Source organism: Vibrio sp. AH4 (assembly GCF_030710545.1).
Taxonomy (GTDB): Bacteria; Pseudomonadota; Gammaproteobacteria; order Enterobacterales; family Vibrionaceae; genus Vibrio; species Vibrio metoecus.
Genome location: NZ_JALAIV010000003.1, coordinates 803,961 through 830,450, shown reverse-complemented (window position 1 = coordinate 830,450; position 26,490 = coordinate 803,961). Strand labels below are relative to the sequence as shown.

Annotated in this window: 34 protein-coding genes and 4 pseudogenes; 35 read left to right on the top strand and 3 right to left on the bottom strand. The window is 40.4% G+C overall.

Features of this window, described 5'->3' with window-relative positions; genetic code table 11:
- Positions 1 to 61 precede the first annotated feature (61 nt).
- The 13 genes from MKA69_RS16990 to MKA69_RS16930 all read left to right on the top strand — a co-directional run bounded on the left by MKA69_RS16990 (position 62) and on the right by MKA69_RS16930 (position 10,634).
- Positions 62 to 442, top strand: a complete 381-nt coding sequence (locus tag MKA69_RS16990; protein WP_305848534.1) for a hypothetical protein — start codon at positions 62 to 64, stop codon at positions 440 to 442.
- 147 nt (positions 443 to 589) lie between these two features.
- Positions 590 to 829, top strand: coding sequence for a hypothetical protein (locus MKA69_RS16985; protein ID WP_142741517.1), 240 nt, complete (start codon positions 590 to 592; stop codon positions 827 to 829).
- Between the two features lie 80 nt (positions 830 to 909).
- Positions 910 to 2,664, top strand: coding sequence for an ATP-dependent endonuclease (locus MKA69_RS16980; RefSeq protein ID WP_305848533.1), 1,755 nt, complete (start codon positions 910 to 912; stop codon positions 2,662 to 2,664).
- Positions 2,665 to 2,891: 227 nt separating this feature from the next.
- A complete protein-coding gene (locus MKA69_RS16975; protein WP_236627874.1) occupies positions 2,892 to 3,515 on the top strand; it encodes a hypothetical protein in 624 nt (207 codons plus the stop codon).
- 191 nt (positions 3,516 to 3,706) lie between these two features.
- Entirely contained in the window at positions 3,707 to 4,186 is a 480-nt protein-coding gene (locus tag MKA69_RS16970; protein ID WP_248416340.1) for a hypothetical protein, read from the top strand.
- A gap of 118 nt (positions 4,187 to 4,304) precedes the next feature.
- Positions 4,305 to 4,793: a dual specificity protein phosphatase family protein gene (locus MKA69_RS16965; protein ID WP_114717217.1), complete on the top strand. Its 489-nt coding sequence runs from the start codon at positions 4,305 to 4,307 to the stop codon at positions 4,791 to 4,793.
- Between the two features lie 142 nt (positions 4,794 to 4,935).
- Complete coding sequence (locus MKA69_RS16960; protein ID WP_000679870.1) at positions 4,936 to 5,469, top strand: GNAT family N-acetyltransferase; 534 nt, start codon at positions 4,936 to 4,938, stop codon at positions 5,467 to 5,469.
- A 158-nt stretch (positions 5,470 to 5,627) separates the two neighbouring features.
- Positions 5,628 to 6,803, top strand: coding sequence for an AAA family ATPase (locus MKA69_RS16955; RefSeq protein ID WP_305848532.1), 1,176 nt, complete (start codon positions 5,628 to 5,630; stop codon positions 6,801 to 6,803).
- Positions 6,800 to 7,543: an HNH endonuclease gene (locus MKA69_RS16950; protein WP_305848531.1), complete on the top strand. Its 744-nt coding sequence runs from the start codon at positions 6,800 to 6,802 to the stop codon at positions 7,541 to 7,543. Before MKA69_RS16955 ends, MKA69_RS16950 begins: the two co-directional genes overlap by 4 nt.
- Before the next feature lie 134 nt (positions 7,544 to 7,677).
- The gene (locus tag MKA69_RS16945; RefSeq protein WP_305848530.1) at positions 7,678 to 8,193 is read left to right on the top strand and encodes a GNAT family N-acetyltransferase; all 516 of its coding nucleotides are present in this window, start codon (positions 7,678 to 7,680) and stop codon (positions 8,191 to 8,193) included.
- Positions 8,194 to 8,321: 128 nt separating this feature from the next.
- Entirely contained in the window at positions 8,322 to 9,263 is a 942-nt protein-coding gene (locus MKA69_RS16940; RefSeq protein WP_001054914.1) for an FRG domain-containing protein, read from the top strand.
- A 146-nt stretch (positions 9,264 to 9,409) separates the two neighbouring features.
- Positions 9,410 to 9,946, top strand: a complete 537-nt coding sequence (locus tag MKA69_RS16935) for a nucleotidyltransferase family protein (protein ID WP_305848529.1) — start codon at positions 9,410 to 9,412, stop codon at positions 9,944 to 9,946.
- Positions 9,947 to 10,091: 145 nt separating this feature from the next.
- Positions 10,092 to 10,634: a DUF3601 domain-containing protein gene (locus MKA69_RS16930; RefSeq protein WP_076025872.1), complete on the top strand. Its 543-nt coding sequence runs from the start codon at positions 10,092 to 10,094 to the stop codon at positions 10,632 to 10,634.
- Between the two features lie 170 nt (positions 10,635 to 10,804).
- On the opposite strand, the gene MKA69_RS16925 is transcribed toward MKA69_RS16930, so the two are convergent.
- On the bottom strand, positions 10,805 to 11,227 hold the full coding sequence (locus MKA69_RS16925; RefSeq protein WP_114774845.1) for a restriction endonuclease PLD domain-containing protein: 423 nt from the start codon (positions 11,225 to 11,227) through the stop codon (positions 10,805 to 10,807).
- 363 nt (positions 11,228 to 11,590) lie between these two features.
- On the opposite strand from MKA69_RS16925, the gene MKA69_RS16920 reads away from it, so the two are divergent.
- From MKA69_RS16920 to MKA69_RS16825, 22 genes and pseudogenes are all read left to right on the top strand, one after another.
- Positions 11,591 to 12,016, top strand: a complete 426-nt coding sequence (locus MKA69_RS16920) for a hypothetical protein (RefSeq protein ID WP_071178894.1) — start codon at positions 11,591 to 11,593, stop codon at positions 12,014 to 12,016.
- Between the two features lie 243 nt (positions 12,017 to 12,259).
- Positions 12,260 to 12,751 (top strand): hypothetical protein, encoded by a 492-nt coding sequence (locus MKA69_RS16915; RefSeq protein ID WP_000007811.1) that lies wholly within the window; start codon positions 12,260 to 12,262, stop codon positions 12,749 to 12,751.
- A 227-nt stretch (positions 12,752 to 12,978) separates the two neighbouring features.
- Positions 12,979 to 13,249 (top strand): annotated as a pseudogene (locus MKA69_RS16910) (DUF3709 domain-containing protein).
- Between the two features lie 664 nt (positions 13,250 to 13,913).
- On the top strand, positions 13,914 to 14,432 hold the full coding sequence (locus MKA69_RS16905) for a GNAT family N-acetyltransferase (RefSeq protein ID WP_142573724.1): 519 nt from the start codon (positions 13,914 to 13,916) through the stop codon (positions 14,430 to 14,432).
- A gap of 349 nt (positions 14,433 to 14,781) precedes the next feature.
- A pseudogene (locus tag MKA69_RS18280) lies at positions 14,782 to 14,827 on the top strand (hypothetical protein); the annotation flags it as partial.
- A pseudogene (locus MKA69_RS18275) lies at positions 14,817 to 14,918 on the top strand (cell shape-determining protein MreC); the annotation flags it as partial. The pseudogenes MKA69_RS18280 and MKA69_RS18275, both read left to right, overlap by 11 nt.
- Positions 14,919 to 15,075: 157 nt before the next feature.
- The gene (locus MKA69_RS16900; RefSeq protein WP_001046847.1) at positions 15,076 to 15,636 is read left to right on the top strand and encodes a nucleotidyltransferase domain-containing protein; all 561 of its coding nucleotides are present in this window, start codon (positions 15,076 to 15,078) and stop codon (positions 15,634 to 15,636) included.
- 189 nt (positions 15,637 to 15,825) lie between these two features.
- Entirely contained in the window at positions 15,826 to 16,158 is a 333-nt protein-coding gene (locus MKA69_RS16895; RefSeq protein WP_000843587.1) for a type II toxin-antitoxin system RelE/ParE family toxin, read from the top strand.
- Positions 16,145 to 16,459: a DNA-binding transcriptional regulator gene (locus MKA69_RS16890; protein WP_305848528.1), complete on the top strand. Its 315-nt coding sequence runs from the start codon at positions 16,145 to 16,147 to the stop codon at positions 16,457 to 16,459. Before MKA69_RS16895 ends, MKA69_RS16890 begins: the two co-directional genes overlap by 14 nt.
- Before the next feature lie 183 nt (positions 16,460 to 16,642).
- A pseudogene (locus MKA69_RS16885) lies at positions 16,643 to 17,049 on the top strand (VOC family protein).
- Positions 17,050 to 17,212: 163 nt separating this feature from the next.
- The gene (locus tag MKA69_RS16880; RefSeq protein ID WP_305848527.1) at positions 17,213 to 17,572 is read left to right on the top strand and encodes a VOC family protein; all 360 of its coding nucleotides are present in this window, start codon (positions 17,213 to 17,215) and stop codon (positions 17,570 to 17,572) included.
- Positions 17,573 to 17,707: 135 nt separating this feature from the next.
- The gene (locus MKA69_RS16875; protein ID WP_196389936.1) at positions 17,708 to 18,232 is read left to right on the top strand and encodes a GNAT family N-acetyltransferase; all 525 of its coding nucleotides are present in this window, start codon (positions 17,708 to 17,710) and stop codon (positions 18,230 to 18,232) included.
- 303 nt (positions 18,233 to 18,535) lie between these two features.
- Positions 18,536 to 18,718 carry a DUF645 family protein gene (locus MKA69_RS16870; protein ID WP_000923336.1) on the top strand — a complete coding sequence of 61 codons (183 nt, stop codon included), beginning with the start codon at positions 18,536 to 18,538 and terminating at the stop codon, positions 18,716 to 18,718.
- 195 nt (positions 18,719 to 18,913) lie between these two features.
- Positions 18,914 to 19,282, top strand: coding sequence for a hypothetical protein (locus MKA69_RS16865; protein ID WP_055028398.1), 369 nt, complete (start codon positions 18,914 to 18,916; stop codon positions 19,280 to 19,282).
- 199 nt (positions 19,283 to 19,481) lie between these two features.
- On the top strand, positions 19,482 to 20,201 hold the full coding sequence (locus MKA69_RS16860; RefSeq protein WP_305848526.1) for a hypothetical protein: 720 nt from the start codon (positions 19,482 to 19,484) through the stop codon (positions 20,199 to 20,201).
- Between the two features lie 268 nt (positions 20,202 to 20,469).
- On the top strand, positions 20,470 to 20,952 hold the full coding sequence (locus MKA69_RS16855; RefSeq protein ID WP_305848525.1) for a hypothetical protein: 483 nt from the start codon (positions 20,470 to 20,472) through the stop codon (positions 20,950 to 20,952).
- A gap of 144 nt (positions 20,953 to 21,096) precedes the next feature.
- Positions 21,097 to 21,546 (top strand): GyrI-like domain-containing protein, encoded by a 450-nt coding sequence (locus tag MKA69_RS16850; RefSeq protein ID WP_142738016.1) that lies wholly within the window; start codon positions 21,097 to 21,099, stop codon positions 21,544 to 21,546.
- Between the two features lie 145 nt (positions 21,547 to 21,691).
- Positions 21,692 to 22,060, top strand: coding sequence for a hypothetical protein (locus MKA69_RS16845; protein WP_055028398.1), 369 nt, complete (start codon positions 21,692 to 21,694; stop codon positions 22,058 to 22,060).
- Between the two features lie 160 nt (positions 22,061 to 22,220).
- Entirely contained in the window at positions 22,221 to 22,616 is a 396-nt protein-coding gene (locus MKA69_RS16840; protein WP_305848524.1) for a DUF3465 domain-containing protein, read from the top strand.
- Between the two features lie 303 nt (positions 22,617 to 22,919).
- Complete coding sequence (locus tag MKA69_RS16835; protein WP_000923336.1) at positions 22,920 to 23,102, top strand: DUF645 family protein; 183 nt, start codon at positions 22,920 to 22,922, stop codon at positions 23,100 to 23,102.
- Between the two features lie 202 nt (positions 23,103 to 23,304).
- Positions 23,305 to 23,661 carry a hypothetical protein gene (locus MKA69_RS16830; protein ID WP_033929168.1) on the top strand — a complete coding sequence of 119 codons (357 nt, stop codon included), beginning with the start codon at positions 23,305 to 23,307 and terminating at the stop codon, positions 23,659 to 23,661.
- A gap of 124 nt (positions 23,662 to 23,785) precedes the next feature.
- Positions 23,786 to 24,241 carry a GNAT family N-acetyltransferase gene (locus MKA69_RS16825; protein WP_371131877.1) on the top strand — a complete coding sequence of 152 codons (456 nt, stop codon included), beginning with the start codon at positions 23,786 to 23,788 and terminating at the stop codon, positions 24,239 to 24,241.
- 154 nt (positions 24,242 to 24,395) lie between these two features.
- Here the strand turns inward: MKA69_RS16825 and MKA69_RS16820 are convergent, their stop codons facing one another.
- Complete coding sequence (locus tag MKA69_RS16820) at positions 24,396 to 25,121, bottom strand: hypothetical protein (protein ID WP_305848523.1); 726 nt, start codon at positions 25,119 to 25,121, stop codon at positions 24,396 to 24,398.
- Positions 25,114 to 26,226, bottom strand: a complete 1,113-nt coding sequence (locus tag MKA69_RS16815; RefSeq protein ID WP_305848522.1) for an ATP/GTP-binding protein — start codon at positions 26,224 to 26,226, stop codon at positions 25,114 to 25,116. The genes MKA69_RS16820 and MKA69_RS16815 overlap by 8 nt, the downstream gene beginning before the upstream one ends.
- Between the last annotated feature and the right edge of the window lie 264 nt (positions 26,227 to 26,490).

The following is a 26,490-nucleotide window of genomic DNA, read 5'->3' as shown; positions in this document are numbered from 1 at the left end:
AAGTTTGATGGTTAGCGTTGTTCACCACTTAACGCGGCGTTATACCTATCGGAGGCTATAAGTGATTGACGTTCATTGGTCATATTGGGATAAGGAATCCACTGTCAGATGGAACTTCAATGATTTGATGTATATTCAGCAGTTCTCTTATCCACCCATAGCTGTTTCAGTTCTTACTAACTCAAGAATTATTGCCATATCTTGCCACTTCGAAGAATTTGGCTCTAATAACCTGAACTTGTTCACTTTTGATGGAACCTTAATTCGTAGTCTGTTTGCACCTGCTGTAGGCGATAAAGTTACTTTTGGAGCTTTAACCGAGACTTCAAACGATCGTATCCAAGCTCAAGTTTGCTATTACGAGCGCAGTGTATTTAAAGAACAGCTTTGTTACATTGAGTTAGACAGTGGGGAATGTTCAGGTTTTAGTAGAGGTTACTAGGTATAACAAGGGCTTAAGGTGACTATAAGCACTGGATCATTTTCAGTCTTTTCAGTTTTTGGTGCTTAAGGCGGCTATGTCGTGTGAATTGCTTGTTTTCGCACCTAAAGCCGACGTTGTACCTATTGGAGATGCAGTGGAAATCTGATGTATCTAGAGACAACAATACGTTCAGCAATTCAATTTTTAGATGAGCTTTGCGCGGTTCTTGGTGAAACTATTGAAAAACCGACAACTAAGGAGCAGAAGCTGGAGCATTGGCAAAAAGCCGGTGAAACAAAATTTGAGTTTATAAAAAATAGGTATAACAAACGCCTCAAGAGGGACTGTCAACGCGCGGCGTTTCCAGTCCCAATGAGCCGCGGTGGTTACAGTTGTTGTGGTTGAGTTTAGTGTAATGCGTTGCCAGCCCCTTAGGCGGGCGTTAAATGTCTTTTGGCTAATATATATAAAAATCAGGAGGAGCGATGGCTTTGCAAATAACGGATGTAACAATCAAAAATTACAAATCATGTATCAATACTAGCTTACAGCTTTCAGGTTTCACTCCTTTGGTTGGTTATAACAACGCTGGTAAATCAAATTGTTTATCGGCACTACAATGGTTACTCCGAAAGTCGAGTTTATCTGAACAAGATTTCAACGATCCTGCTAGCCCAATTGAAGTTGAGGCAGATATTCATGGAGTATCTCAGGCTTTATTAGATAGCATGCCTGAAAAGCAGAAGAAATCGATCGAGAAGTACGTTGAAAATGGCGTACTAAGTATTAAGCGAGTCCAGTTAGTGCCGGCTGCTAAAGTAGCCGAAATAAAACTATCAGTAAAAGATCCTGCGACTGCACAGTGGGTAGTGAACCCAACGGGTATAGACAATGCTATAAATGCATTACTTCCTGAACCTATCCGAATTGGAGCAATGGAAAATGCAGCCGAAGATGCATCAAAATCGAAAAATACTACAACGATTGGTAAGTTATTAGCGCAATTTCTTGAACCTGTTAGACAGGCTCATGAGCAAGATCTTAATACTCATTTATCTGAAGTTAGCAGAAGAATCTCAAGTGATGGTGACATGAGATTTGGAGAATTGTCTAACATCGACACGAACGTAAATGCAAAGGTTGCTGAGTTGTTTCCTGGAATGAGTGTAAAGTTACACTTCGAAACTCCTACGATAGATGACTTAATTAAAGCTGGAACACTAAAGGTGTTTGAGGGGCAAGGTGACGGTCGAGACTTTACGTCTTATGGTCACGGTGCGCAACGCTCTATACAAATGGCATTAGTCCAGTACCTCGCAGAAGTAAAACGTAATGTTCCTGATCTAACTACTCTGCTATTAATCGATGAACCAGAGCTATATTTGCATCCTTTTGCTATTGAGCAAGTTAGAGAGGCGCTATCTTCGCTGTCAAAGTCAGGTTATCAGGTGGTTATTACGACTCACTCAGCACAGATGGTCACGCCTGAATTGGCTGAAACAACACTACTTATACGTAAAAATGATCAGCAAGGTACATATACTAGGCTGCGCCTAGCAGATGCAATACAAAAGGTTGTACCTAACTCAGTTCATCAAATGGAACAGTTGTTCAGTTTTTCTCATTCTACCCAAGTACTCTTTGCTGAAAATGTTGTTCTTACTGAGGGTAAGACTGAACTTAGACTACTCCCCTTCTTGTTTAAAAAAGCCTGTTCTAAAACAATGGGACAAGAGAAACATGCATTGGTAGCTCAAAGTGGCGTAAATGATACTAAGAAGTCATTAGAAATTTTGGCAGCAATGGATTTGCCTGCAAAAGCTATCTGTGATTTAGACTACGGATTAACAGGTGCTATCCGAGATGGTTTTGTTGGTGCTACATCACCTGAAGTAGTTGCAATTAAGTCGCGTTTAGCTCAGATCGCCCCTGCAAATAACATTACTTTAAATGGTATCGGTCTTCCAAAAAATAGTAATCATTGCACAGCTGCACAGGCGTTTGAAATTCTAGCAAATGATGCGGTTGCAAAACCTGAAATACAATCGTTACATCGCGTCTTAAAAGCTCAAGGGATTTGGCTTTGGACTTTAGGTGCAATTGAAGCTCATATAGGTACTCAATCAAAGGATGAAAGTGCATGGGCTCAATTTAAGAGTGATGTAAATCAAAATGGTTTAGCTGCCTCATGCCCAGATCACCAATCAATCTTAGATCTAGTTGAGTGGATACGAAACTAGACATTTAACAAACTGCTTAAGAGGGATTCGCAACGCGTGGCATTTTCACTATGCGTTGATTTTAGTGATTAAGGTGGTTTGCGGCGGCTTTTGTATTGCGTTGCTCACCCCTTAGCAGGGCGTTAGCCCTCAAGAGGAAAAAAGTGATATTTCGGACGTTAAGCATACTAGCAATAATTGGTAGCGTTTTGTGGTTCATAAGTGAGCCTAGTCCAGAGCCTGCAGTCGTGTTTGTTGCTAGTCTCGCTGCATTCTTTAGAGACGAAGTTCATGGCATCATTGGTGCTAAATTTGTATCTCTCTCATCACGAGCGGCTCCAATACGTGATTTTCAGCACTACAAATATTCATTTGTTTCTGATAACTACATATCACCCGCGATATTAGATGATCTTAATGGTTGGATTTCTGATGTTGGCGACCAAATTGTTTCTATCAATATCTCTGACGCCAACCAGAGTAATCGATATTTTGGTAAAGTTGATACGCGGCATGTTTCTGGCACTTTTCCCGTAGTTGACTATAAAAGTGACGATAAATATTTGAGTTACCAGTATGTTGGTTGTTCGTTTAGTGGTGTTCATATCTTGAAGTTAGTTTCTAACTACGGAGGTAGCGGCTATTTCCATTCGCTGCTACTTGTAACTGTAATGGCGGATAGCTGCATTGAGTTTGAATCAACTTCTAAAGCGATTAAAAAGGAACGTTTTGTTATTAAAAAAGTAGGCACGATACCTTTAGGTGACCGTTACGATGGTACGGTTACATATAGGTTGGGCTTCCTGACAATATCGGCCTGTAAAGGTTTAAAAGCGTTACGTACCAAGCACGAGCGGGTATTCATACTTTAGGCATCGGGCTAACAAACGCCTCAAGAGGGACTGTCAACGCGTGGCGTTTCCAGTCCCATTGAGCCGCAGTGGTTACGGTTGTTGTGATTGAGTTTAGTGTTATGCGTTGTCAGCCCCTTAGGCGGGCGTTATGTTCTCAGTGCTTGAGATTCACTATATAATGACTGCTTTTCTTAGCTTATTGATTTTAAATGAAAAATAAAAACGCACGACTTGAGTTGTTACATATCCAACTAGAGCTTAATAATAAAAGATCTCAACATATGAGGCACTTTATCGATCAATATTACTGTTATAAACACAATTTTGTTACATCAACAGGGAAAGCTAGTTGGGAAAAATGTCTATGGAATGGACATGTTTCTAAAGCTGCAATGATTGAAAAAGATAGAAAAAGGGTTACTAAAGAACACATTATTCCTCTGAAAGTCATTGTCCAAGAATTAAAGCAGTTAGCTATTGAAGCAGAAGTCTCTTTGGATTCGATTCAAAAATATATCGATGATAATTTGCTTTTTGCAACGATAACCAAGGAAGAGGACGCAAAATTAAGAGCGTTAAAATTGAACAGTTCAATGCCTAAAGGTTATTATCTTCCAGATGATCCCTTATATAAGGATAAATTTGGTCGATATAAATTAGCAGGGATCGAACTTATAGAACGAACATAACAAACGCCTCAAGAGGGACTGTCAACGCGTGGCGTTTCCAGTCCCATTGAGCCGCGGTGGTTTCGGTTGTTGTGTTTGAGTTTAGTGTTATGCGTTGCCAGCCCCTTAGGCGGGCGTTATGTGTTTTGAGGTTCAATTGGAAAATCTTTTTTTCGTAACAAACTCTGTAGCAGGGCGCTGTGGGCCAGATAAAGTCATGTGGGACCTAGAAGAGTTGTGGTCATCTGGAGTTCGGGCAATTATTTCGGTCAATGACGGAGAGAGTGTCCATATTTCACGCCTAAAGGCTATTGGTTTTGCGTATGAACACATTCCTCTTTCGAATAATGCACCAGTTCAAAGTGGTGATTTTGAGGTTTGTCTTGATGCATTACCTCGAATTATCAAGTTCATTGAACAAAATGAGACTCAAGGCAAAGTTGTAGTACATTGCAAATCAGGCAAAGATCGGACAGGGCTAGCATTAGCAGCATACCTTTTAAAATCCAAAGGGTTCGGTGTAGAAGAATCAATGTCGGCAGTAAAGGATGTTCGTGATATTGCTTTCAGTGCACCAGACTGGGATTGGTTTACAGAAAAAGTTTTGGTTGGTCTGTCTAACACATAACAAACGCCTCAAGAGGGACTGTCAACGCGTGGCGTTTCCAGTCCCATTGAGCCGCGGTGGTTGCAGTTGTTGTGTTTGAGTTTAGTGGTAGTGCGTTGCCACCCCCTTAGGCGGGCGTTAGTTGCTCTTTGGAAAAATCACTATGAAACATGACTTATCAGTCGATGTTAGGCCAGCACAGGAAAATGAGTTAGAGCTTGTGTTTAAGCTGATGACTGAGCATAACGAATGGACTCGATTTAATGCTCCTTACTTTCCGTATTCTCATCCGACTTTGGCTGATTTTGCGGATTCAACCTTCCAACGGTTATTGGTTGGTTCAGATATGCAGTTAGTCATTTGTAATGAATTACCCGTTGGGACGGTGAGTTGTTATTGGGAATGTGAGGAAACCCGTTGGCTTGAAGCTGGTATTGTCATTTATGACGAAAGTTATTGGGGAAAAGGGATCGCATCAATAGCATTATCTCAATGGATTTCGTATCTGTTCAAAACGCAAGAAATAGAGCGGGTAGGCATGACAACATGGTCGGGAAATGATCGCATGATGTCATTAGCGACAAGGCTAGGTTTGAAGCAAGAGGCACGGCTGCGGAAAGTTCGTTATTACCAAGGGATCTATTATGATTCAGTGAAATATGGTGTGATTCGAAGCGAATGGGAAGAACGCAACTAACAAACGCCTCAAGAGGGACTGTCAACGCGCGGCGTTTCCAGTCCCATTGAGCCGCGGTGGTTTCGGTTGTTGTGTTTGAGTTTAGTGTTATGCGTTGCCTGCCCCTTAGGCGGGCGTTAAGCGCATAATCAGAGTCGGCTAGAATAGTAAGAGGTATTATGAAAGTTAAATCAATAGAAATTAACGGTATTGGTGGGATAGAAAATATCAATATTGAATTTAACGATCACATGAATTTTATTTGTGGTCCTAATGGTATAGGTAAAACAACATTACTGGAATGTGTTGCTCATTCATTTTCCACAAGTAGTACAAATATACTTAAAAGAAATGTATCTATGGAAAGTGGTAGCTTTAAATCAACGATTGATATTGAAGGAACAGATCAACAGTCAAATGTGGTAATTGTTGACTTTGATCCAGGAAAACAATCACATATTAATGGATTGTACCAACACGCTCCTAAGCTTCTTTCCTTAAAGGTTTCTAGAACATTTCAATACCAGCCTTTAGCAGCCGTCAGCAAGGATATTAATAAAGACTCCAACACTTCCTTCCAAGAAGCTAAATCTGGTGTAAATATTAGTGAAGTCAAGAATTGGTTTGTTAATAGGTATTTATACTCAGCTCATGACGGTGCTTTAACTGAACAGCAACTAAATAACCTTGAGCTAGCCAAGAGAAGCTTCTCACTCCTTAATGAGAGTTTTTCTTTTAGCAAAGTTTTAGCTGCATCTAACGAGATTATGGTTAACACTCCTAATGGTGATATATATTATGAGTATTTATCTTCAGGGTTTAAATCTTGCCTTTCAATTATTTTTGGGATAATAAAAGATATTGAATTTAGGTTTAAAAATCCTTGTATCAACGCGTTAGATTTTGACGGCGTAATTTTAATTGATGAATTAGAGTTACATTTAAATCCTGAATGGCAAGCGAAAATTGCAAAGATTTTGGTTCAAGTTTTTCCTAAGGCACAATTTATAACAGCTACGCACAGCCCTCATATTTTACAGGGTGCCAATCCTAATGAAATTATTGCTTTAGCGAGTGAAAACGGTAAAGTTTACCGTAGAAATTTAGATGGAGGGAAATATGGATACCAAGGCTGGACTGTAGAAGAAATTTTGGTGGATGTTATGGGCATGTCAGATACAAGAACTGATACTTACTACCAAGAATTAAATAAATTTGAAACTGCGATAAGTGAAGACGACTTTTTATCAGCGGAAGCGGCTTTTATTGAATTGGATAGTTTACTGCATCCAAATAATCATATGAGAAAGCTTTTAAAATTAGAGTTGGCATCAGTGAAAGGTGGTGCTGAATGATAAAATTAACTAGAGCAGGTAAACCTGCCTTTTTATCTGATGAAAAAGTGTTGGAGCTAACAAACACGTTTAAATCTACAAAATTATCCGTTTGGAATAATGATCATATAAAGGAACCGTTGCTAAAATCAAGTAACGGGAAATGTGCATATTGTGAGTGCCCATTAACATCTGAAAGCAACTATATGGAAGTTGAGCACTTTGAAGACAAAATGCATAACGAGGATAAAGTCGTCTTATGGGAAAACTTATTGCCGTCCTGCAAAAAATGTAATGGGTCTAAAGGCACTCACAATGTGGCTCAAGAACCAATTATAAATCCATATGTAGATGAGCCAAAAGATCATTTAGTTTTGCGTTTATATAGGTTCAGAGGAAAGACTGCTAAAGGCAGTACAACAATTGAAGTAGTAAACTTGAACCATTCTTCAAGGCTGGTATTAAGCCGCTTTGAAATTGGAGAAAAAATTGATCAGGTAGTTGATACTGCATGGGAGCGCTATAATAACTTCATTGAAAAAAGAGATACTCGTAGTAGAAATAGGTTAATTAATATTGTCGAAGGCTTACTTGAAGAGTGCCAACCTGAATCAGATTATTCTGCGTCTACGGCTACAAACTTACTTTCGGATTCTAAGTTTACAGAGCTAGTTTCACTAATGAGAGCCGAAGATGCATGGACTGATGAGCTTGAAGCTTTAATAAATATCGCTTTGGGATTAGTACTAGATTGCGCTTAACAAACGCTTCAAGAGGGACAGCCAACGCGTGGCATTTTTGCTATGCGTTGGTTTTTATGGTTACTGTGTTATGCAGTAACTTGGTAGTGGCGTTGGCTGCCCCTTAAGCGGGCGTTAGGTGAAATGGGGGAATAATGCAGCAAGTTTTAGAAACGGAACGTTTAATCCTTAGGTCATTTGAGCTGTCTGATGCAGAGCAAGTATCAGTATTGGCTGGTGATAAACGAATCGCAGAGATGACGGCAAACATACCGCACCCTTATGAAGTTTCAGATGCAATTTCATGGATTGAAACACATGAAATTGGCTTTGCCAGCGGAGAGAGTATTGTTTATGCGATTGTACTTAAAGAATCGTTAGAGCTTATTGGTGCAGTGAGTTTGCCGAGCTTAAAAGATGGCCAAGGCATCTTGGGTTATTGGTTGGGCGTCGATTTTTGGGGACAAGGTTATGCGACAGAAGCTTCAAAGGCTTTAATTGAGCACGCAAAAGAAAGTCATGGGTTGCGAGAGTTAAAGGTCATGCATCTTGTTGGCAATGATCGTTCAAGGTCAGTTATCGATAAACTTGGTGTTACTTACGTAGAAAATCAAACACTTCGTATGCAAGGTGGTGAACGAGAGGTTTGTGTTTATATTTCAGCGGTATAAATTCACCTAACAAACGCTTCAAGAGGGACAGCCAACGCGTGGCATTTTTACTATGCGTTGGTTTTTGTGGTTACGGTGTTATGCGGAAGCTTAGTCATAGCGTTGGCAGCCCCTTAAGCGGGCGTTAAATGAATTTGGTAGAGGTAGTACACAATTTGAATGAATCAAAATTAGGTAGTTTACGTACACTGCTAACAGTTATTGAAGATCTCCATGACCCTGAACATGTCATATTTTATCGAGGGCATGGTGATAAAGTTTATGGCTTGACTCCTTCGATATATAGAAAGGACGTGTGGATAAACAATGAACATAAAATGATTCAAGAGTTGTTGATCCGTTGCCCTAAAGATTTCGATGGCAAGCAATCTAGTTTTGAAAAACTAGTTAAAATGCAACATTATGATTTGCCGACTCGATTACTCGACATAACCGAAAATCCGCTAGTAGCATTGTACTTTGCATGCTCATCGCAAATTGATAGCGATAAAGATGGAGAACTCATATTTTTTAAAATACCTAAAAAGGATATTAAGTACTTTGATAGCGATACGGTAAGTGTTGTGTCTAACATTGCATGGCTTAAAAGTAATTTTTCTTTGCCTCATAGGTTTAGTGCCGATAGTAAATCATTCCATAATGAAGAAAATGAGCATGCTGATGTGCTAATGCATTGCATAAGACAAGAAAAGCCTCACTTTAGAGAAAGAGTAAATCCTCAACATATTCAAAGCGTTGTTTGCGTTAAACCTAAATTAGATAATCAACGGATAATCAGACAAGACGGTGCATTCTTGTTGTTTGGTATTGATGAAGAAAAAAGTGTTTCTGCCTCTATCAAGCCCGAATGGGTCCTACGACCAAGTGGCAACCGATATATAATTAAGGCAAAAGATAAACCAGAAATTAATAAACAGTTGGCTAGCCTTGGGATATCTAAAGCTAAACTGTTCCCTGAAATCGACATGGTTTCTCAGTTTATAAAAGATGATCTTGGTTTGCAGATCGAAAATTATGCAAATGACGCTCCTTTAATTCTTGGTAAACCTAAGTTGTCAGATTGGTTGTAGAAATTCATTTAACAAACGCCTCAAGAGGGACTGTCAACGCGCGGCGTTTCCAGTCCCATTGGGCTGCGGTGGTTACGGTTGTTCTGTTTGAGTTTAGTGTTATGCGTTGTCAGCCCCTTAGGCGGGCGTTATGGCGCAAGGTGAAAATGAAAGCCATCGTTGATTTAATTAGAAAAGATCCCATTCGACTTGAAACACTAGAATGTGTTTATCAGCTTGAATTGCCTCAATGCTACATAGGCGCAGGTTTTGTGCGAAATCTTGTCTGGGACTCTTTACATCACAACGTAAAGCAGACGCCATTAAACGACATTGATGTCATTTTCTTCGATGCCGATAGTTTAGATTCAGATTATGAAAAATCACTTGAACTCAAGTTGTCGGAGCAAATGCCCCAGCTCAATTGGCAAGTGAAAAATCAAGCTAAAATGCACTTACCAAATGGCGACAATCCTTACCAAAGAACATTGGATGCCATGAGCTATTGGCCTGAAAAAGAAACGGCGGTAGCAGTGAGAAAAGTCGAGCACGATCGTTACGAATGTATATCAGCCTTTGGTTTCGAGAGTTTATTTCAAGGTTTCATCACTCATAATCCTAAACGAGCATATGGAACCTTCGAAAATCGATTAAAGTCAAAGGGTTGGCTAGCTGTGTGGCCTAACTTGAGAATTGCGCCATAACAAACGCCTCAAGAGGGACTGTCAACGCGTGGCGTTTCCAGTCCCATTGAGCCGCGGCGGTTGCAGTTGGTGTGTTTAAGTTTAGTGGTAATGCGTTGCCAGCCCCTTAGGCGGGCGTTATGCAAAATGAGGGAATCATCTTTCAATGTATCTTCGGGAAGCAATTGAGAAGGCCTTATTACTTATCGACAAAGATAGTTCCGATAAGCCAAAGCACTTAACTTCATACTTTTCATACGAGAGAAACACAGGCGGTATAAACTGTCCAGATCGGAATATCGTTTTCTTTAAAGGCTCTAGGAAAGGAGTAGATGGTGAAATTACAATTTCCATGAGAGGAATGGATCAAGAAAGGGATATCACTCTTAGTAAGGTGGTTACAACGGAGAATGAGCTGATAGCACTTGTTGAAGAATGGAAAATGGTGGTTTACTGGTGGCAATCTAGACTATCTTTCTATCGGCTAGAGATTGGTGCTGAGTACAAGATAATTCGAGATTTTGCTGATCTAGATGGCCGAAATTTCAAAAATGGAGCTACTTTCTCGTTACTAGCGAAAGACGTCTTTGCCAAAGAGGAAGGATATACTTTAAAAACAAGTGCCGGAACAATAAGGTTTCACGGTCAGATTAATAGCCAAATTTTAGAAAACCTAGATCTATACATAAATGAGGCCGGTAATGCATAACAAGGCGTTCAAGAGGGACTTGGCACGCGTGGCATTTTCGGTTTGCAGTTTGTTTAGTGGTTAAGGTGCTATGCGGTCACGTTTGTATTGCGTGCCTGCGCCCCTTAACGCGGCGTTATGTGATGAAATAGCACACATACTAAACAAATATGTGCGCTAAAGTGACTTTGTTACGAAAAGTTAAAGTGGTAGACACCATGTATTTGTGTCACGCTAATAAATGTTCGACCGTAGTTTCGTAAGTCTTGTGCTGTTACAGGCTGACCGTGAGGTACGCCTATACGCGTACGAATATATTTTCCAAGAATACTTTTATCTCCAACCACGCTCATTTGTTTCGGGTATATTAGTCCGTTAATTGGTTGAGTGCCTTCTAGTAACATAGTCATCTTAGTTCCATCATCCCATATGACGTCAATTTCCTTAATGTGACCCACTGGCGGGAATAGATGAGGGTTAGCTCTAATTTCGGGAGCGCGGATGACCAAGCATGCATCATCAGGAGTTGTGTGGTTATTTGGGTTTTGCCCCCAGTTTAATCCATGGCAATCTTGAACTTCACCTTGGCGATCTAATAAACTTAAGTTGTACATAATGCATGAGCCTCTAGTTGCTATACTGTTTTTTTATACATTCAATTGAGTTTCAAGGCAAGTATGTAAGCCCGATTTTTGAAGTATCTAAGTTAAAACAATCACATAACAAAGCATTTAAGAGTGATTCCCAACGCTTGGCATTTTTCATTCCATCGTTGAGTTCAGTGTTTACGGTGGTAAGGTTAAGTTCGTGGTAGCGTTGCTCACACCTTAATGCGGCGTTAGGTGTGTGGCATTCACAGTTTGGCTTTATTTTTGTTGATGCATTTTCCCTGATTATGTATAAGTCGTTTTGAAAATAACCTTTAACACCATGATTACATTAGTTTTTGCTAACCTTTAATAACATGGAGAATAAAGGTGGAAAAAAGTAACGAGAAAGTACAGTTGCTAGTAAATGCTATTCGGTTTCGTAAACCCTACACGGCTAATGATTTTCAAGTAACAGCATCTGAGCTGAAAGTGAAAAAAGAGAGTTATCACTTAAGTAAAATCAAGAGTATTGAACTGAAGCGTCTTGGCTTCAAAGATAACGTGGTTAAAGTGACAACATACGCCATTTTACTGTCAGCAGCGACTTGGGCTTTTGTACCTGAGTTTGGTTTTTTTGCGCTCATAATTGCTCTGATTTTGGCTTTGGTTTCGATGAGAAAGTATGAGTTGAAAGTAGAGTTTAAAGGTACAGATGAAACGGGTGATTACTGGGTATCAATAGCTCGTTGTTGGACGGAAGATGAATTTCATATTCTAGAGAATATTTATACTGAACTGAAAAGCAGAATCTAGCACAGAGGCTCGTCAATTTTGGCGAGCTTTTGAGTTTATGGTCCCGCACCTAACAAACGACTCAAGAGGGACTGTCAACGCGTGGCGTTTCCAGTCCCATTGAGCGGCGGTGGTTACGGTTGATGTGTTTGAGTTTAGTGGTGATGCGTTGTCAGCCCCTTAGGCGGGCGTTATGCCTTTTTCTCTGAAATTGACCTTTTAGTCTATTGTTTTTGTTAATTTAATTGTATTGGAGCTATAAGAATGTCATTTGGTATTGGTATTTTTTGGGTGTTATGCGGCATTATTTCTGCTGTATCTGCAAGTAATAAAGGGCGCAGTGGCTTTGGTTGGTTCATAATCGGTTTATTGCTGGGGCCTATCGGGGTTGTGTTGTCACTTGTCGTCAGCAAGCAAACAGAAGTAATTGAAGCAAAAGCAATCCAATCCGGTGGTCAAAAAAAATGTAAATATTGTGCAGAATTAATAAAAGCCGAGGCTAAGTTGTGTAAGCACTGTGGTAAAGAGCAGGAGATTGAAATTGCCGATATACTCGTATCTCATGGTAGTTCCTCTGAGCATCGAGTATTTCAAGATGCGATATACCATGAGGATCTGAGCCTTATTAATCAAATGTTAAATTCTGGATTTGATATTGAGTCATGCGATTTGCCTATTTCACATATCGAATATGCAAAGCTCCACAATAAAATCGAAGTTCTTAAAGTCCTAGAAAAGCTGAAAGCACAGGCATAACAAACGCCTCAAGAGGGACTATCAACGCGTGGCGTTTCCAGTCCCAATGAGCCGCGTTGGTTACAGTTGTTGTGTTTGAGTTTAGTGTTAATGCGTTGCCAGCCCCTTAGGCGGGCGTTATGCTTAATTCCTAAAAATCAGCAGGTTGTGATTGTCAATTCCTTTGGCATTTCGTTCTGGTTTTGTCGGCAATTCAATATTGTTTGTCGCTGCCTAATGAAGCAGCAATGTATCTGGTGCTAAAAATTCAGTGTTATTGCCTCATTGCAATATTGAGTCTGCGCGGGGTGAATGTTGCTGGCTCAAGTCGTTTTGAGCAGTTTGGTGCCTTTACTTACAGGCTGAAAGTCAGTCGGCAATTGAGCATTGTTTTTCGCTGCCTAATGAAACTTCTGTCGCTGTAAGTTTCAGTGTGATTGCCTCATTGAGTTATCGTGCCCATGCGTGGTGAGTTGGTTTGTCGGAGAGGGTCTCCACATTGGCCTAGTTGCTAAATGAAAGCCTGCATCGGTCAGTTCATAGGTAAAAGTTGAGCCAGTTCTAATTCAAGGAAACTCGGAGTTTGGCCAATGATTTCAGTTGGTTATCATTGATTTGATTCAAATGTAAAGTGTTGAAGCTTAAGCATAACAAACGCCTCAAGAGGGACTGTCAACGCGTGGCGTTTCCAGTCCCATTGAGTCGCGGTGGTTACGGTTGTTGTGTTTGAGTTTAGTGTTATGCGTTGCCAGCCCCTTAGGCGGGCGTTAACTGGCAAAATGGAAATGCCAAAAGCATCTGAGCAAAAAGGAGTTTGCAAATGTTTCGTTGTGGGCAATGCCGTCATTTCGAAAGAGCTAAAAATAATCTCAAGGATCTTTGTGGTGCTTGGGAACAACCTACGACTGCAACGCGTGAGGCTTGCGGATTTTTCATGCTCAGAAAACCAGCCCGAGATGTGAAAACACCAAACGAAGAGTAGAGTAATCTTCTTTGTGTTGGTTAAAAGTGCAGTGAAAAACATAAGCACTGGCCAGTTAACAAACGCCTCAAGAGGGACTGCCAACGCGTGGCGTTTCCAGTCCCAATGAGTCGCGGTGGTTACGGTGGTTGTGATTGAGTTTAGTGGTAGTGCGTTGCCAGCCCCTTAGGCGGGCGTTATGTGACAGGGAAGTTTAGTGGAATGAAAATACTCTCAGATCGTTTAATGATGTCTCCAATTTCAGCAGATGATTGGACATTGTTTTATGAGCTCCATACTGATCCTGCGGTGATTTCACTTTGCTTTGACCTGCCGACTATGTTGGAAATCGAGTCTAAATTTCAGTCTCGACTTGAACATTGGACTCCAGATTCCGAACACTGGTTATGTTTGGTCATTTCTGAATTAAAAACAGGTCATAGAGTCGGCATTACGGGCTTTTGTCTGCGAAACGGTGTGGCCGAAGTTGGTTTCATGCTTCTGCCTAGTTTTCACGGCAACGGCTATGGTACTGAGTCGTTGCAAACAGTCATTGATTATTCGACAAAACATTTCGGTCTCGAAGGTTTTATGGCTGTCGTGACTGAAGGTAATGTTGGCTCTGAAAAAGTATTAGCCAAAAGTGGATTCACCTTACACAGAATTGTTCCTGATGCTTATGAAATCGGCGGTCAAAGGTATGCGGATCACGTCTACATCATGGGAAGAATTGTCACATAACAAACGCCTCAAGAGGGACTGTCAACGCGTGGCGTTTCCAGTCCCATTGAACCGCGGTGGTTGCAGTTGTTGTGTTTGAGTTTGGTGATAATGCGTTGTCAGCCCCTTAGGCGGGCGTTAGTTTCTCTCAGGAAAATCATCAAAAATTCACGCACAAGGTTCTGAAAATTCAGCCTTTATCGTTCAAGCTGCACAATTTGGTTTGGGGTTTTTCCTGATGCTGATTTGGTAGAACGCGTTGAAAGTTCAGCGGTTTCAAAATCGCTGATAACCAACAAGCTTTGATGCTTCAATGTTGTCGTACGTTCAACTTGATCAGTTTGGTCTCATAAAAGGCTGAATCATCGCTGTGATCTGGCTTTCTTTGTCGCGGACTCTTAACGTTTTGGCAGCCAACGTCACAGCTTTTGGCGTTGGACGTGTGTTTGTGTGATGCTTTTGCGTAAAATGACTTTCAAGCAAATGTGTTTAAAAAATCATTGTTAAACAATAGGCTACGAAACTAACAAACGCCTCAAGAGGGACTGTCAACGCGTTGCGTTTCCAGTCCCATTGAGCCGTGGTGGTTATGGTTGTTGTGTTTGAGTTTGGTGGTAATGCGTTGCCAGCCCCTTAGGCGGGCGTTATACAAACGGAGGTAGCTTTGAATCTAGATGACTTGGGACTTGATGAAACGTTGCCACTTCAAAGAGAACTGATTAAGTCTGTCCTATCTTCATTTATGCATGAGGAAAATGTGGTTGCAGGTGTTTTGCTTGGTTCACTTGCAGCAGGAACTGCCGATAGAATTTCCGACGCAGATGTTCTTATCTTTACTCAAAACAACTTTCATAATGACTCTAATCGCTGCTTTAAGACATTCGAGTCGGGAAAAGAGATTTTCTATTGTTTAAGTGGGGCTCACAACGAAAATGCTTATTTCAGAAAGTACATTTTTGGTGACCTGACAAGTGCTGAAATTCATTGCCTAGATTTAAGTGAGCCTTTCGAGATATCAAAGCCATTTAAGGTGCTGTTTGATAAAACAGGAATGGTTGAAAGCCGATTAACTGACATTCCTGCGCCGAAACACGAAGATTTCCCAACTTATGTTCATGGTGACAAAGGTTTGATTTGGGAGCTTTTCGATTGCATCAAGTGGCTAAGCCGAGATAACAACCAATTGGCTAAAAACTATTTAAAAAAGCTATCAGAAAAACTGTGAATGTTTGTATAACAAACGCCTCAAGAGGGACTGTCAACGCGTAGCGTTTCCAGTCCCATTGAGCCGCGGTGGTTTCGGTTGTTGTGTTTGAGTTTAGTGGTAATGCGTTGCCAGCCCCTTAGGCGGGCGTTATAGCTCTTATCTGAACTAATTCTTGCCATCTGTACGCTTGGTGCGTACACTTCCTGTGTGAAAAGTGTATTTGTCGAATCAACAATTTTTGAAAAGTACCGAGATGAATATCTCAGTGATGAGGAGTATAGGCTCTTTCAAGCAGAGCTAATGCTAAACCCCAAGCTGGGTGATGTGATTCAAGGTACTGGCGGTTTGCGAAAAATTCGAGTTGCGAGTAAAGGCAAGGGAAAGCGTGGTGGTTCACGGATTATCTATTACTTTCTCGATGAAAAGAGGCGTTTCTATTTGCTAACCATTTACGGCAAAAATGAAATGTCTGACTTGAATGCAAATCAAAGGAAACAACTAATGGCTTTTATGGAGGCGTGGCGCAATGAGCAATCGTGATTTATTTGCAGAGTTAAGCTCAGCTCTTGTTGAGGCTAAGCAGCATTCTGAAGGTAAGCTTACTCTGAAAACACATCATGTGAATGAGGTGGGTGAGTTGAACATCTCACCGGATGAAATCGTGAGTATTCGCGAGCAGTTCAATATGTCCCGCGGAGTCTTCGCGCGGTTACTTCATACGTCTTCGCGCACATTAGAAAACTGGGAACAAGGTCGTAGTGTGCCAAATGGTCAAGCGGTCACTCTTTTAAAGTTAGTACAGCGTCATCCAGAAACGTTGTCACACATAGCCGAGCTATAACAAACGCCTCAAGAGGGACTGTCAACGCGTGGCGTTTCCAGTCCCATTGAGCCGCAGTGGTTACGGTTGTTGTGTTTGAGTTTGGTGTTATGCGTTGTCAGCCCCTTAGGCGGGCGTTATGTGCTTTCTCGAAAAATCTCGAAGTAGTGTAGAATTCAGCTTTTGAAATCTTGAGAAGTCAGCATGTCTAAAGTCGTTCAACAGCAAATCGGCAATATCGCGCTTGTCGTAACGATGATGCTATTGAGTTCTATACAAAAAAGCTTCAGTTCAGTTTGGTTGAAGATACCGATTTGGGTGGTGGTAAACGTTGGGTTCAAGTTTCGCCGCCAAACTCGAATGGAACGAACCTACTTCTTGCTCAAGCAAGTACCGAAGAACAAGCTCAATTTGTAGGTAATCAAACTGGAGGCCGTGTTTTTCTGTTTCTACAAACGAATGACTTCTGGCGAGATTATGAGTTAATGAAGGCCAATGGTGTTGTCTTCAACGAAGAACCACGAGTTGAAGAGTATGGGACAGTGGTTGTGTTCCAAGATCTTTATGGAAACAAATGGGATTTATTGCAACTGAACAAGGCTCACAAATAGCACGCACATAACAAACGCCTCAAGAGGGACTGTCAACGCGTGGCGTTTCCAGTCCCATTGAGCCGCGGTGGTTACGGTAGTTGTGTTTGAGTTCGGTGTTATGCGTTGTCAGCCCCTTAGGCGGGCGTTATGCGCTAATTGGAAAAATTGACAGGAGTTAATAATGAACCAGCATGAAAAGCTTAATTATGTGGAGTTTGCAGCGAACGACTTAGAGTCAACGAAAGCGTTCTTTTCAAAGACTTTTGGCTGGAGTTTTGTTGACTTTGGACCTGAATATACAGCTTTCTCAAATGAAGGCTTAGACGGTGGTTTTTTCAAGGCTGAGCTTTCTAGTCGGACTGAAAATGGTGGCGCACTGTTAATTTTCTACAGTTCAGGCATTGAAGCAACTTTAGAAAAAGTCGTGAAAAATGGCGGTCATATCATCCGTCCTATCTTTGAGTTTCCTGGTGGTTGTCGTTTTCATTTTACAGAGCCAAGTGGTAATGAATTTGCTGTTTGGTCTGAAGCACGCGCATAACAAACGCCTCAAGAGGGACTGTCAACGCGTAGCGTTTCCAGTCCCATTGAGCCGCGGTGGTTATGGTTGTTGTGTTTGAGTTTAGTGGCATGCGTTGCCAGCCCCTTAGGCGGGCGTTAGGCGTATGGAGGTGTAATGAACTACGAAAGTACAATTTTTAGAGTCAGAGAGCTTCGAGAGGTTGATGCTTATTCCTTGTTTAGTATGTACTCAGGCTCAAGCAGTTCAGCAAAGTACATATCGACATTGCCTCACGATACAGTTGAAACCACGCTTTCGAAAATTAAGCAATGGCGAAAGTCCTACTCAGAAAATGCGCCTAAAGTTTGTGTTTATGGTGTTGCTGCGAGTCCAGATGATTTTGTGTTCGGTTTGGTTGTCTTCATATTTAATGAGCAATATGCTGAAATTCACTTCGGTATATCAGAGCAGTTTAGTAATAAAGGTGTTGCAACTGAGTTGTGCCGGTCTGGTCTGCAATGCTTGAAAAGTTTGGGTGTAAAAGAGGTAAGAACCAATCCGTTTATTGAGCATCTCGCAAGCATACGAGTTTTAGAAAAGTCGGGTTTCTCAAATTATGGCACGCTCACAAATCATGCACGATTTCCGACTTTGGGCGATGGTCTTTTCAATTGTGCAGATATGCGCATAACTCTTTGAAAATTCGCCTAACAAACTGCTTAAGTGGGATTCGCAATGCGTGGCATTTTCAGAATGCGGTGAGTTTTGTGATTAAGGCGGTGTGCGTTAGCTTTTGCAGTGCATTGCTCACCCCTTAGCAGGGCGTTAGCTTCTAAAAGGCTAGAATCATCAAAATCTAAGCCCATTTGTTTTGAAAAATCAGCTTTTAGCGTTCAAATTCCACAACTTGGCTTTCGAGTTTTTCTGATGCTGACTTGGTAGAAAAAGTTGAAAGTTCCGTAGTTTAAAAGCCGCTGAAAACCAACATGTCTCGGTGCTTCAATGTTGTTGGATGTTCAACACGGTCAACTTAGTTTCACAAAAGGCTGCATCATCGCTGTGATCTTGCTTTCTTTGTCGCGGACTCTTAACCGTGGCCAACTTAGCCTAGATCGTTTTAAGTTTTGGCCGCTAACTTCACAGCTTTTGGCGTTGGACGTGTGTTTGTGTGATGCTTTTGCGTAAAATGGCCTTCAAGAAAATGTGTTAAAAATCATTGTTAAACAATGGGCTACGAAGCTAACAAACGCCTCAAGAGGGACTGTCAACGCGCGGCGTTTCCAGTCCCAATGAGCTGCGGTGGTTACGGTTGTTGTGATTGAGTTTGGTGGTAATGCGTTGCCAGCCCCTTAGGCGGGCGTTATAAGCCAAAGAGGAATCATGGAAAATTCGTTAATACTTGTTGCTCTGAGTGAGGGGCAAATCTCCCAAGCTAAAGCGGTCAATGGACAGCGTAAGAAGATTACCCATGCATTACTTTGTGGTTCTTATGGGCAAATGTTTGGCACTGAAAAACAGTGCTCGAAATACTACAACGTATGGAAAGATATTTTCAAAGATCTATTTGCCGAGTCAAAGACTGTGCAGGTTTGTGATGTAATTCATTACGAATCAACTTTTGATTTAGTTAACATTCTAATATCTGCTTCTGACAAAAAGAAACAGGCTAATAATTGTATTAAACCAACTAAAAGCCAGAAACCTCAGCCAAAAGAAAAGAAAGGGTTTTGGGCGCGTATCTTTGGGTAGGCTTATAACAAACTGTTCAAGAGGGATTCGCAACGCGTGGCATTTTCACTATGCGTTGGTTTTAGTGATTAAGTTGGTGTGCGGAGGCATCGGTATTGCGTTGCTCACACCTTAACAGGGCGTTATGCTTATGCACCATGAGGAGTATCGTAGTATGATGCACGTTACAAATATTCGAATATTAATAAAAAGGTGAGAGTTGAATAATCCCGCTGAAAAAATGTTGTTAGTTGCATTACAACTAAGAGATCATAGATATAGTCAAACTAAAATTCGTAATATTTGGCAAGAGGTTCTGGATGTGAAGGATGGTTCAACATCTGATCTCTATCGTGAAATCGCAGCTATATTTGATTTGCCAGAATTTATTCGAGAGGCACTTAATGCTATTGATTACCCAGTAGAAACACTCGAGCCACCATTGAAAAAGCTAGATCATTTGTTCGATAACTTAGAGTTCAATAGTTCGGGAAGTATATTCATACAGCAAATAAGTGATGATGTCATAAGGTCTTTAGAACAAGCTAAGTGGATCATTGATCACCCAAATTTCAGTAAATTTAGCGCAAGCGAATTGACAACTTTGAACGAGCTTTGTGATGAATTGAAGACCTTATTTGAAAGTATTTCAGATATCGAAAACTTAGACGTTGAACTGAAAGAGTTCTTAGATATATACATTGCTCAATTAATATCTGGGATTGAAGAATATTTAACGAATAATAATGTTCAGAGTTTAAAAATTGCTGCTACATCTGCCTTTTCTGTATTAGGTTTAGAGCGTTCAATTCTTGATGCAGCACAAACAACCCAGGAAGGTGTGATTTTTCGAACAGTGTTATTCAAAATACTCGATTTTATCGGGTACGGTAATGACATTAAGCAACTTGCTGATAACCTTCAACTTTTGACGGGCTAGTGCAAAATAAGCATAACAAACGCCTCAAGAGGGACTGTCAACGCGTGGCGTTTCCAGTCCCATTCAGTCGAAGTGGTTACGGTTGTTGTGTTTGAGTTTAGTGGTAGTGCGTTGCCAGCCCCTTAGGCGGGCGTTATGTGTTTTCTCGTTTTAACTGTAACTCGAATGAGTTCTGGTACGCTATACCATTAATTTGCTTTTATCTATAATATGCATCTTGCTTGATATTTCAGTTGTTGGTTAGTAATAAGAGGGTTGGGAAATGAAGGTGATTAAATTACTCAGTTTGGTATTTGCACTGCTGTCAGGCTCTGTGTATGCCGGAGAAATCGAAGATCAAATCGCAGAATTTGCTAAGTATGAATATCCAAATGATCAAAAGATGCAGAGTTATGTATACAAGAAGCAATTACGTGCATACAAATATTTAGAATCAGTACAGGATCTAGAAGTAAAACAATTTGCTTCATATGCGTATCCAAACGATTTTGTAATGCAGAAATATACATATGACAAACAAGTATCAGCCAAAATATACATGTCTGCAATGACTGAGCAAGATGTACTAAATATTGCTAAAAGAGCGTACCCAAATGACTACGCAATGCAAAAGTACACTTTCGACAAACAAATATCTGCTAAGCGTTATATGAGCTCTTTGGAAGATGATTCACTTAAAAAAGCAGCTTTGCGTCAGTACCCTAATGATTATGCAATGCAAAAATATACATATGACCGATTAGCTTTCTAAACGCACATAACAAACGCTTCAAGAGGGACAGCCAACGCGTGGCATTTTTATAATGCGTTGGTTTTTGTGATTAAGGTGTTATGCAGAAAGTTGGTAGTAGCGTTGTCTGCCCCTTAAGCGGGCGTTATGTAACTAGGAGGAAATATGAACATCAGTGAAATGGATAGCTTCGATGTTACAGGCTTTGTTATCCGTACTAATAATGCGGATGAGGTATCACCATCTACTGCAAAAATCGGAGAACTTTGGGCTAGGTTTTACGCAAATGCGGCTCCAAAGCTAAATGAAAAATCAAAAGTTTTTGGTTTGTACACAAACTACGAGTCTGATTTTACAGGGGCTTTTGACGTTATCGCTTGCTCGGATACATTATCACCAGAAATATTACCAGACTCAGTAAAAGTTACTGTTGCCTCAGGTAAGTACGTGACTTTTTCTGCGACCGGTGAAATGCCACAAGTTGTTATCGAACTTTGGGGGGATGTGTGGCGCTACTTTGGTTCTGAAAGCTGTCCTTACAAACGAGCTTACACGACAGACTTTGAATATTATAAAAGTGCAAGTGAAGTCGAAATCTCTATCGCTATTAAATAGTTACATAACAAACGCCTCAAGAGGGACTGTCAACGCGCGGCGTTTCCAGTCCCATTGAGCCGCGGTGGTTACGGTTGTTGTGATTGAGTTTAGTGGTAATGCGTTGCCAGCCCCTTAGGCGGGCGTTATAAGCCAAAGAGGAATCATGGAAAATTCGTTAATACTTGTTGCTCTGAGTGAGGGGCAAATCTCCCAAGCTAAAGCGGTCAATGGACAGCGTAAGAAGATTACCCATGCATTACTTTGTGGTTCTTATGGGCAAATGTTTGGCACTGAAAAACAGTGCTCGAAATACTACAACGTATGGAAAGATATTTTCAAAGATCTATTTGCCGAGTCAAAGACTGTGCAGGTTTGTGATGTAATTCATTACGAATCAACTTTTGATTTAGTTAACATTCTAATATCTGCTTCTGACAAAAAGAAACAGGCTAATAATTGTATTAAACCAACTAAAAGCCAGAAACCTCAGCCAAAAGAAAAGAAAGGGTTTTGGGCGCGTATCTTTGGGTAGGCTTATAACAAACTGTTCAAGAGGGATTCGCAACGCGTGGCATTTTCACTATGCGTTGGTTTTAGTGATTAAGTTGGTGTGCGGAGGCATCGGTATTGCGTTGCTCACACCTTAACAGGGCGTTAGGTGAATGGTCAGTGGATTGAACAAGGACAGTTTCATGAAGTTGTTTTTAGCTTTTTGGCTCGTTTTCACAAGCTGTTTTTCGGTTAGCTTGTATGCCAATGACGCCGTTTTACACCAAGCTTATCAATCGCAGCAAAGTGATTTACAGGTTCAAGGATTTGGACAGGTAACGAAAGTGCTGCCTGATGACAATGATGGTTCAAGACATCAAAAATTCATCTTAAAGCTCAATAGCGGACAAACATTGCTGGTTGCTCATAACATCGACTTAGCACCGAGAATTCCGAACTTGAAAGTTGGCGATAGTGTTGAGTTTTATGGTGAATACGAATGGAACAAAAAGGGTGGAGTTCTTCATTGGACTCATAAAGATCCTCAAAATCGTCATGCTCATGGTTGGTTGAAACACAATGGGCAGGTGTACGAGTAAATTCACCTAACAAACGCCTCAAGAGGGACTGTCAACGCGTGGCGTTTCCAATCCCAATGAGCCGCGGTGGTTTCGGTTGTTGTGATTGAGTTTAGTGGTATGCGTTGCCAGCCCCTTAGGCGGGCGTTAGCTTCTAAAAGGCTAGAATCATCAAAATCTAAGCCCATTTGTTGTGAAAAATCAGCTTTTAGCGTTCAAATTCCACAACTTGGCTTTCGAGTTTTTCTGATGCTGACTTGGTAGAAAAAGTTGAAAGTTCCGTAGTTTAAAAGCCGCTGAAAACCAACATGTCTCGGTGCTTCAATGTTGTTGGATGTTCAACACGGTCAACTTAGTTTCACAAAAGGCTGCATCATCGCTGTGATCTTGCTTTCTTTGTCGCGGACTCTTAACCGTGGCCAACTTAGCCTAGATCGTTTTAAGTTTTGGCCGCTAACTTCACAGCTTTTGGCGTTGGACGTGTGTTTGTGTGATGCTTTTGCGTAAAATGGCCTTCAAGAAAATGTGTTAAAAATCATTGTTAAACAATGGGCTACGAAGCTAACAAACGCCTCAAGAGGGACTGTCAACGCGCGGCGTTTCCAGTCCCAATGAGCTGCGGTGGTTACGGTTGTTGTGATTGAGTTTGGTGGTAATGCGTTGCCAGCCCCTTAGGCGGGCGTTATGTTTATTTGTATGGGAGTTTATTGTGAAAATTTTAAAGCTAGTATTGTTGTCTTTATTGATGATGCCTGTGAGTCTATCTGCGGCTGAGGATAAAAATGACTGTTTCATACTATCATCTCCACCTGATTACACTCTAATGTCGTTATATACGGCTGATTCTGTTTGGCAGAGTATTTCTGTTGTAAGTGGTGCGGACTATAAATACACATCATTTGGTGATGCATATAAGGCTTTTTATGGGAATTTAGAGAAAGCAATTATTCAAAATTGTAAAAAGCATGGCTATCACGGTGTTGCAAACTTGAAAATTCAGCATTCGGTCACTGAAAAGCAATACAATTTTACAGCGGTGTTTGATTACTGGAAGTATAAAAAATAAACATAACAAACGCCTCAAGAGGGACTGTCAACGCGTGGCGTTTCCAGTCCCAATGAGCCGCGGTGGTTATGTCTGTTGTGTTTAAGTTTAGCGTTATGCGTTGCCAGCCCCTTAGGCGGGCGTTATGCCTCAAGGAGAAACTGTAGTGCAAGGATTTGAAATAAGCACAGATAATAATCGGCTCAATTTTGCGGTGATTTACGAATTTATCTCTCAAAGCTACTGGGCTGCTGATATCCCTAAAGCTACATTAGAAAAAGCCATATCGAACTCATTTTGTTTTGGGGTTTATGATTCAAGTGGTAATCAAGTAGGGTTTGCTCGTTTAATTACAGATAAAGCAACTTTTGCCTATTTAGCAGACGTGTTCATCATTGAGTCTCAAAGAGGTAAAGGTTTAAGTAAGCGGTTAGTTGAAACAATTGTTAATCATCCAGAGCTTCAAGGTTTACGACGCATGCTCTTGGCGACAAGGGACGCTCATGGTTTGTATGCTCAATACGGTTTTAAACCTGTTGAAAATCCTGAGATTTTGATGCAAATCTGGCAGCCAAGCATTTATCGTGAGCCCAAGGCATAACAAACGCCTCAAGAGGGACTGTCAACGCGTGGCGTTTCCAGTCCCATTGAGCCGCGGTGGTTTCGGTTGTTGTGATTGAGTTTAGTGTTATGCGTTGTCAGCCCCTTAGGCGGGCGTTATGCGTACTATAAGAGAGGCCGTCAAGCCTCCAAATTTATAGTAGTAACTCAATATTATCACATCCATAGTAATCTAGTAAAAAGCACGGAAATGCTGACAAAACAGATACTTGATTGTCAGGAGTAATGTGTTTTTTTAATTGATTTTCGAAAATATCAATTGGTTCTATATTAGTGTTGGGCAACGAATATGTATTGTACACTATCTTATTTGCTTTCATTAAATGGAGTGAGTTTAGTTCTTTCCACTTTTCTAAGTCATATTTTTTAAAACTATTGAAACCATGATTAATCTCTTTTGGCACTAGAGATTTATAATTAATGTTATCTTTCGCCGCCACAACGAGATCTTCAAAAGCTGCATTTTTAGGTATGTGTTTTAAAGCTTCTACCATGGGGTAGCTAATATAAAGCTTTCCATTGTCTGTTTCTTCATCGAAAAACTCTAGCATTTCTTGTAATTTATCATCGGTGGCTTGTGGCGCATGACCATCATAGTCAAAAAATAAATAAATCTCTGAAATGGACTTTCTTTTTATATCTTTTAAAACTGAATTTGCGGGCATGTCCTTAATTAGATAGAATACATCTAAATCTTCATCACTCTTTAACTTGTGATAAAGAGAGTAAATGTGGCCACAATGGGAAGAAAGTATAAAAACATTGTCATCTTCAGGTTTTAAGTAAAATTTTTGCATGTTCTTTACGATGTCATGCTCTGTCACCTGGCCTTCAAAAATAAATAAAATGCATTTAGACATTAAAAGCACCAGCCTTAAACATTTTTTCTATATTGTGTGCCTCTCTAAGTTCTTTTCTAGTTAAGTTGGGAAGTGATTTTATTCCAGCTTCAGTAAGTATGTAATAGCAGTCTGGTCTTAAAAGATCATTTGATATTACAGAAGTATTATGTGTAGTAATAATAACTTGAGCACCAACTTCAAGTAGTCTTTCAACAATGAGCTCAGACAGTTCATGATGATAAAAAGCATCATATTCATCTACGAAGATAAATTTAACGGAGTCAGTTTCCTTAAAGCGCTGTAACCAAAAGTAAAACAGAGCAAGGGCTTTGGTACCTTGTGAAGCTATACTATAAAATGGGATAGTTTTATGTTTGAACCTAAAGCCAATGGCTTTGCCTTCTTCTGTATCCATCTCGACTAAAGTGCACTTTACCCCTGCTGCATTGAGGAAGTTTTCAAAATCTTTTACATTATCTTTTTCAACTATGTCTTCAAGAATGCCAGAACTACCTTGTTGAAGTCCAATATAACTATTCCCATCTAGTGAGCGGAAAAATAGCATTTTGTTTACAAACTCTATAAACTTCATAAAACACTTATTAGTGTCATTTTTTACTAGAACGGTATTTTTACTTATGTAAGTGACTAGAGATATATTGCTATCGCCTATATCTCTCTCTAGAGATTCTGCACCTTCCGCATTAATCTCAGCGATTGAGCTTGCTCGTCTATCAACTCTTGAAAATAAATTTCCATTGATGAATACTTCTTCGAAAACAAGTTCTTCTAGATTTTTCTTCCCGTAACTGTATTTTATTTTCCCGCAATTGAATGTAAATTCGTAATTAAATTCGGCAATTTCGCTGTCACTGTTAGAGTTTATATAATGAACGTAATTTGAAGAATTTATATTTTTGTCGGTAATGTGTTTGATTATGTCAAATATGGCAAAACCAAGATTTGACTTTCCTGAACCATTTTTACCATAAATTAAAGCTTTACTGATAATGCCACTTTTTATATATTCATCATTAAAATTGTAGCCCTTAGGGTTTGTAAAATCTAAAACCACTTCGTTCTCAAAGTTCTTAAAGTCTTTTACAGAAAATCTACTTAACATATCACTAACCTTTTGTTTATGTGGTGCGAGTATAACACATGATTTTTTTGCCGTAAAAAAATTACGGATGCCTTTGTGATATTGATGCATCATTACGCATAACAAAGCGTTTAAGACGGATTCACAACGCTCGGCAGTTTCGGTTTGATTCAGCTTTAGTGTTTACGGCACAATGGTTTAGGTGTCGTGGTTGCGTTGCTCACCACTTAACGCGGCGTTAGCTTCTTAAAGGCAGGAATCGCTCAATCGTTCTGATAAATCCGT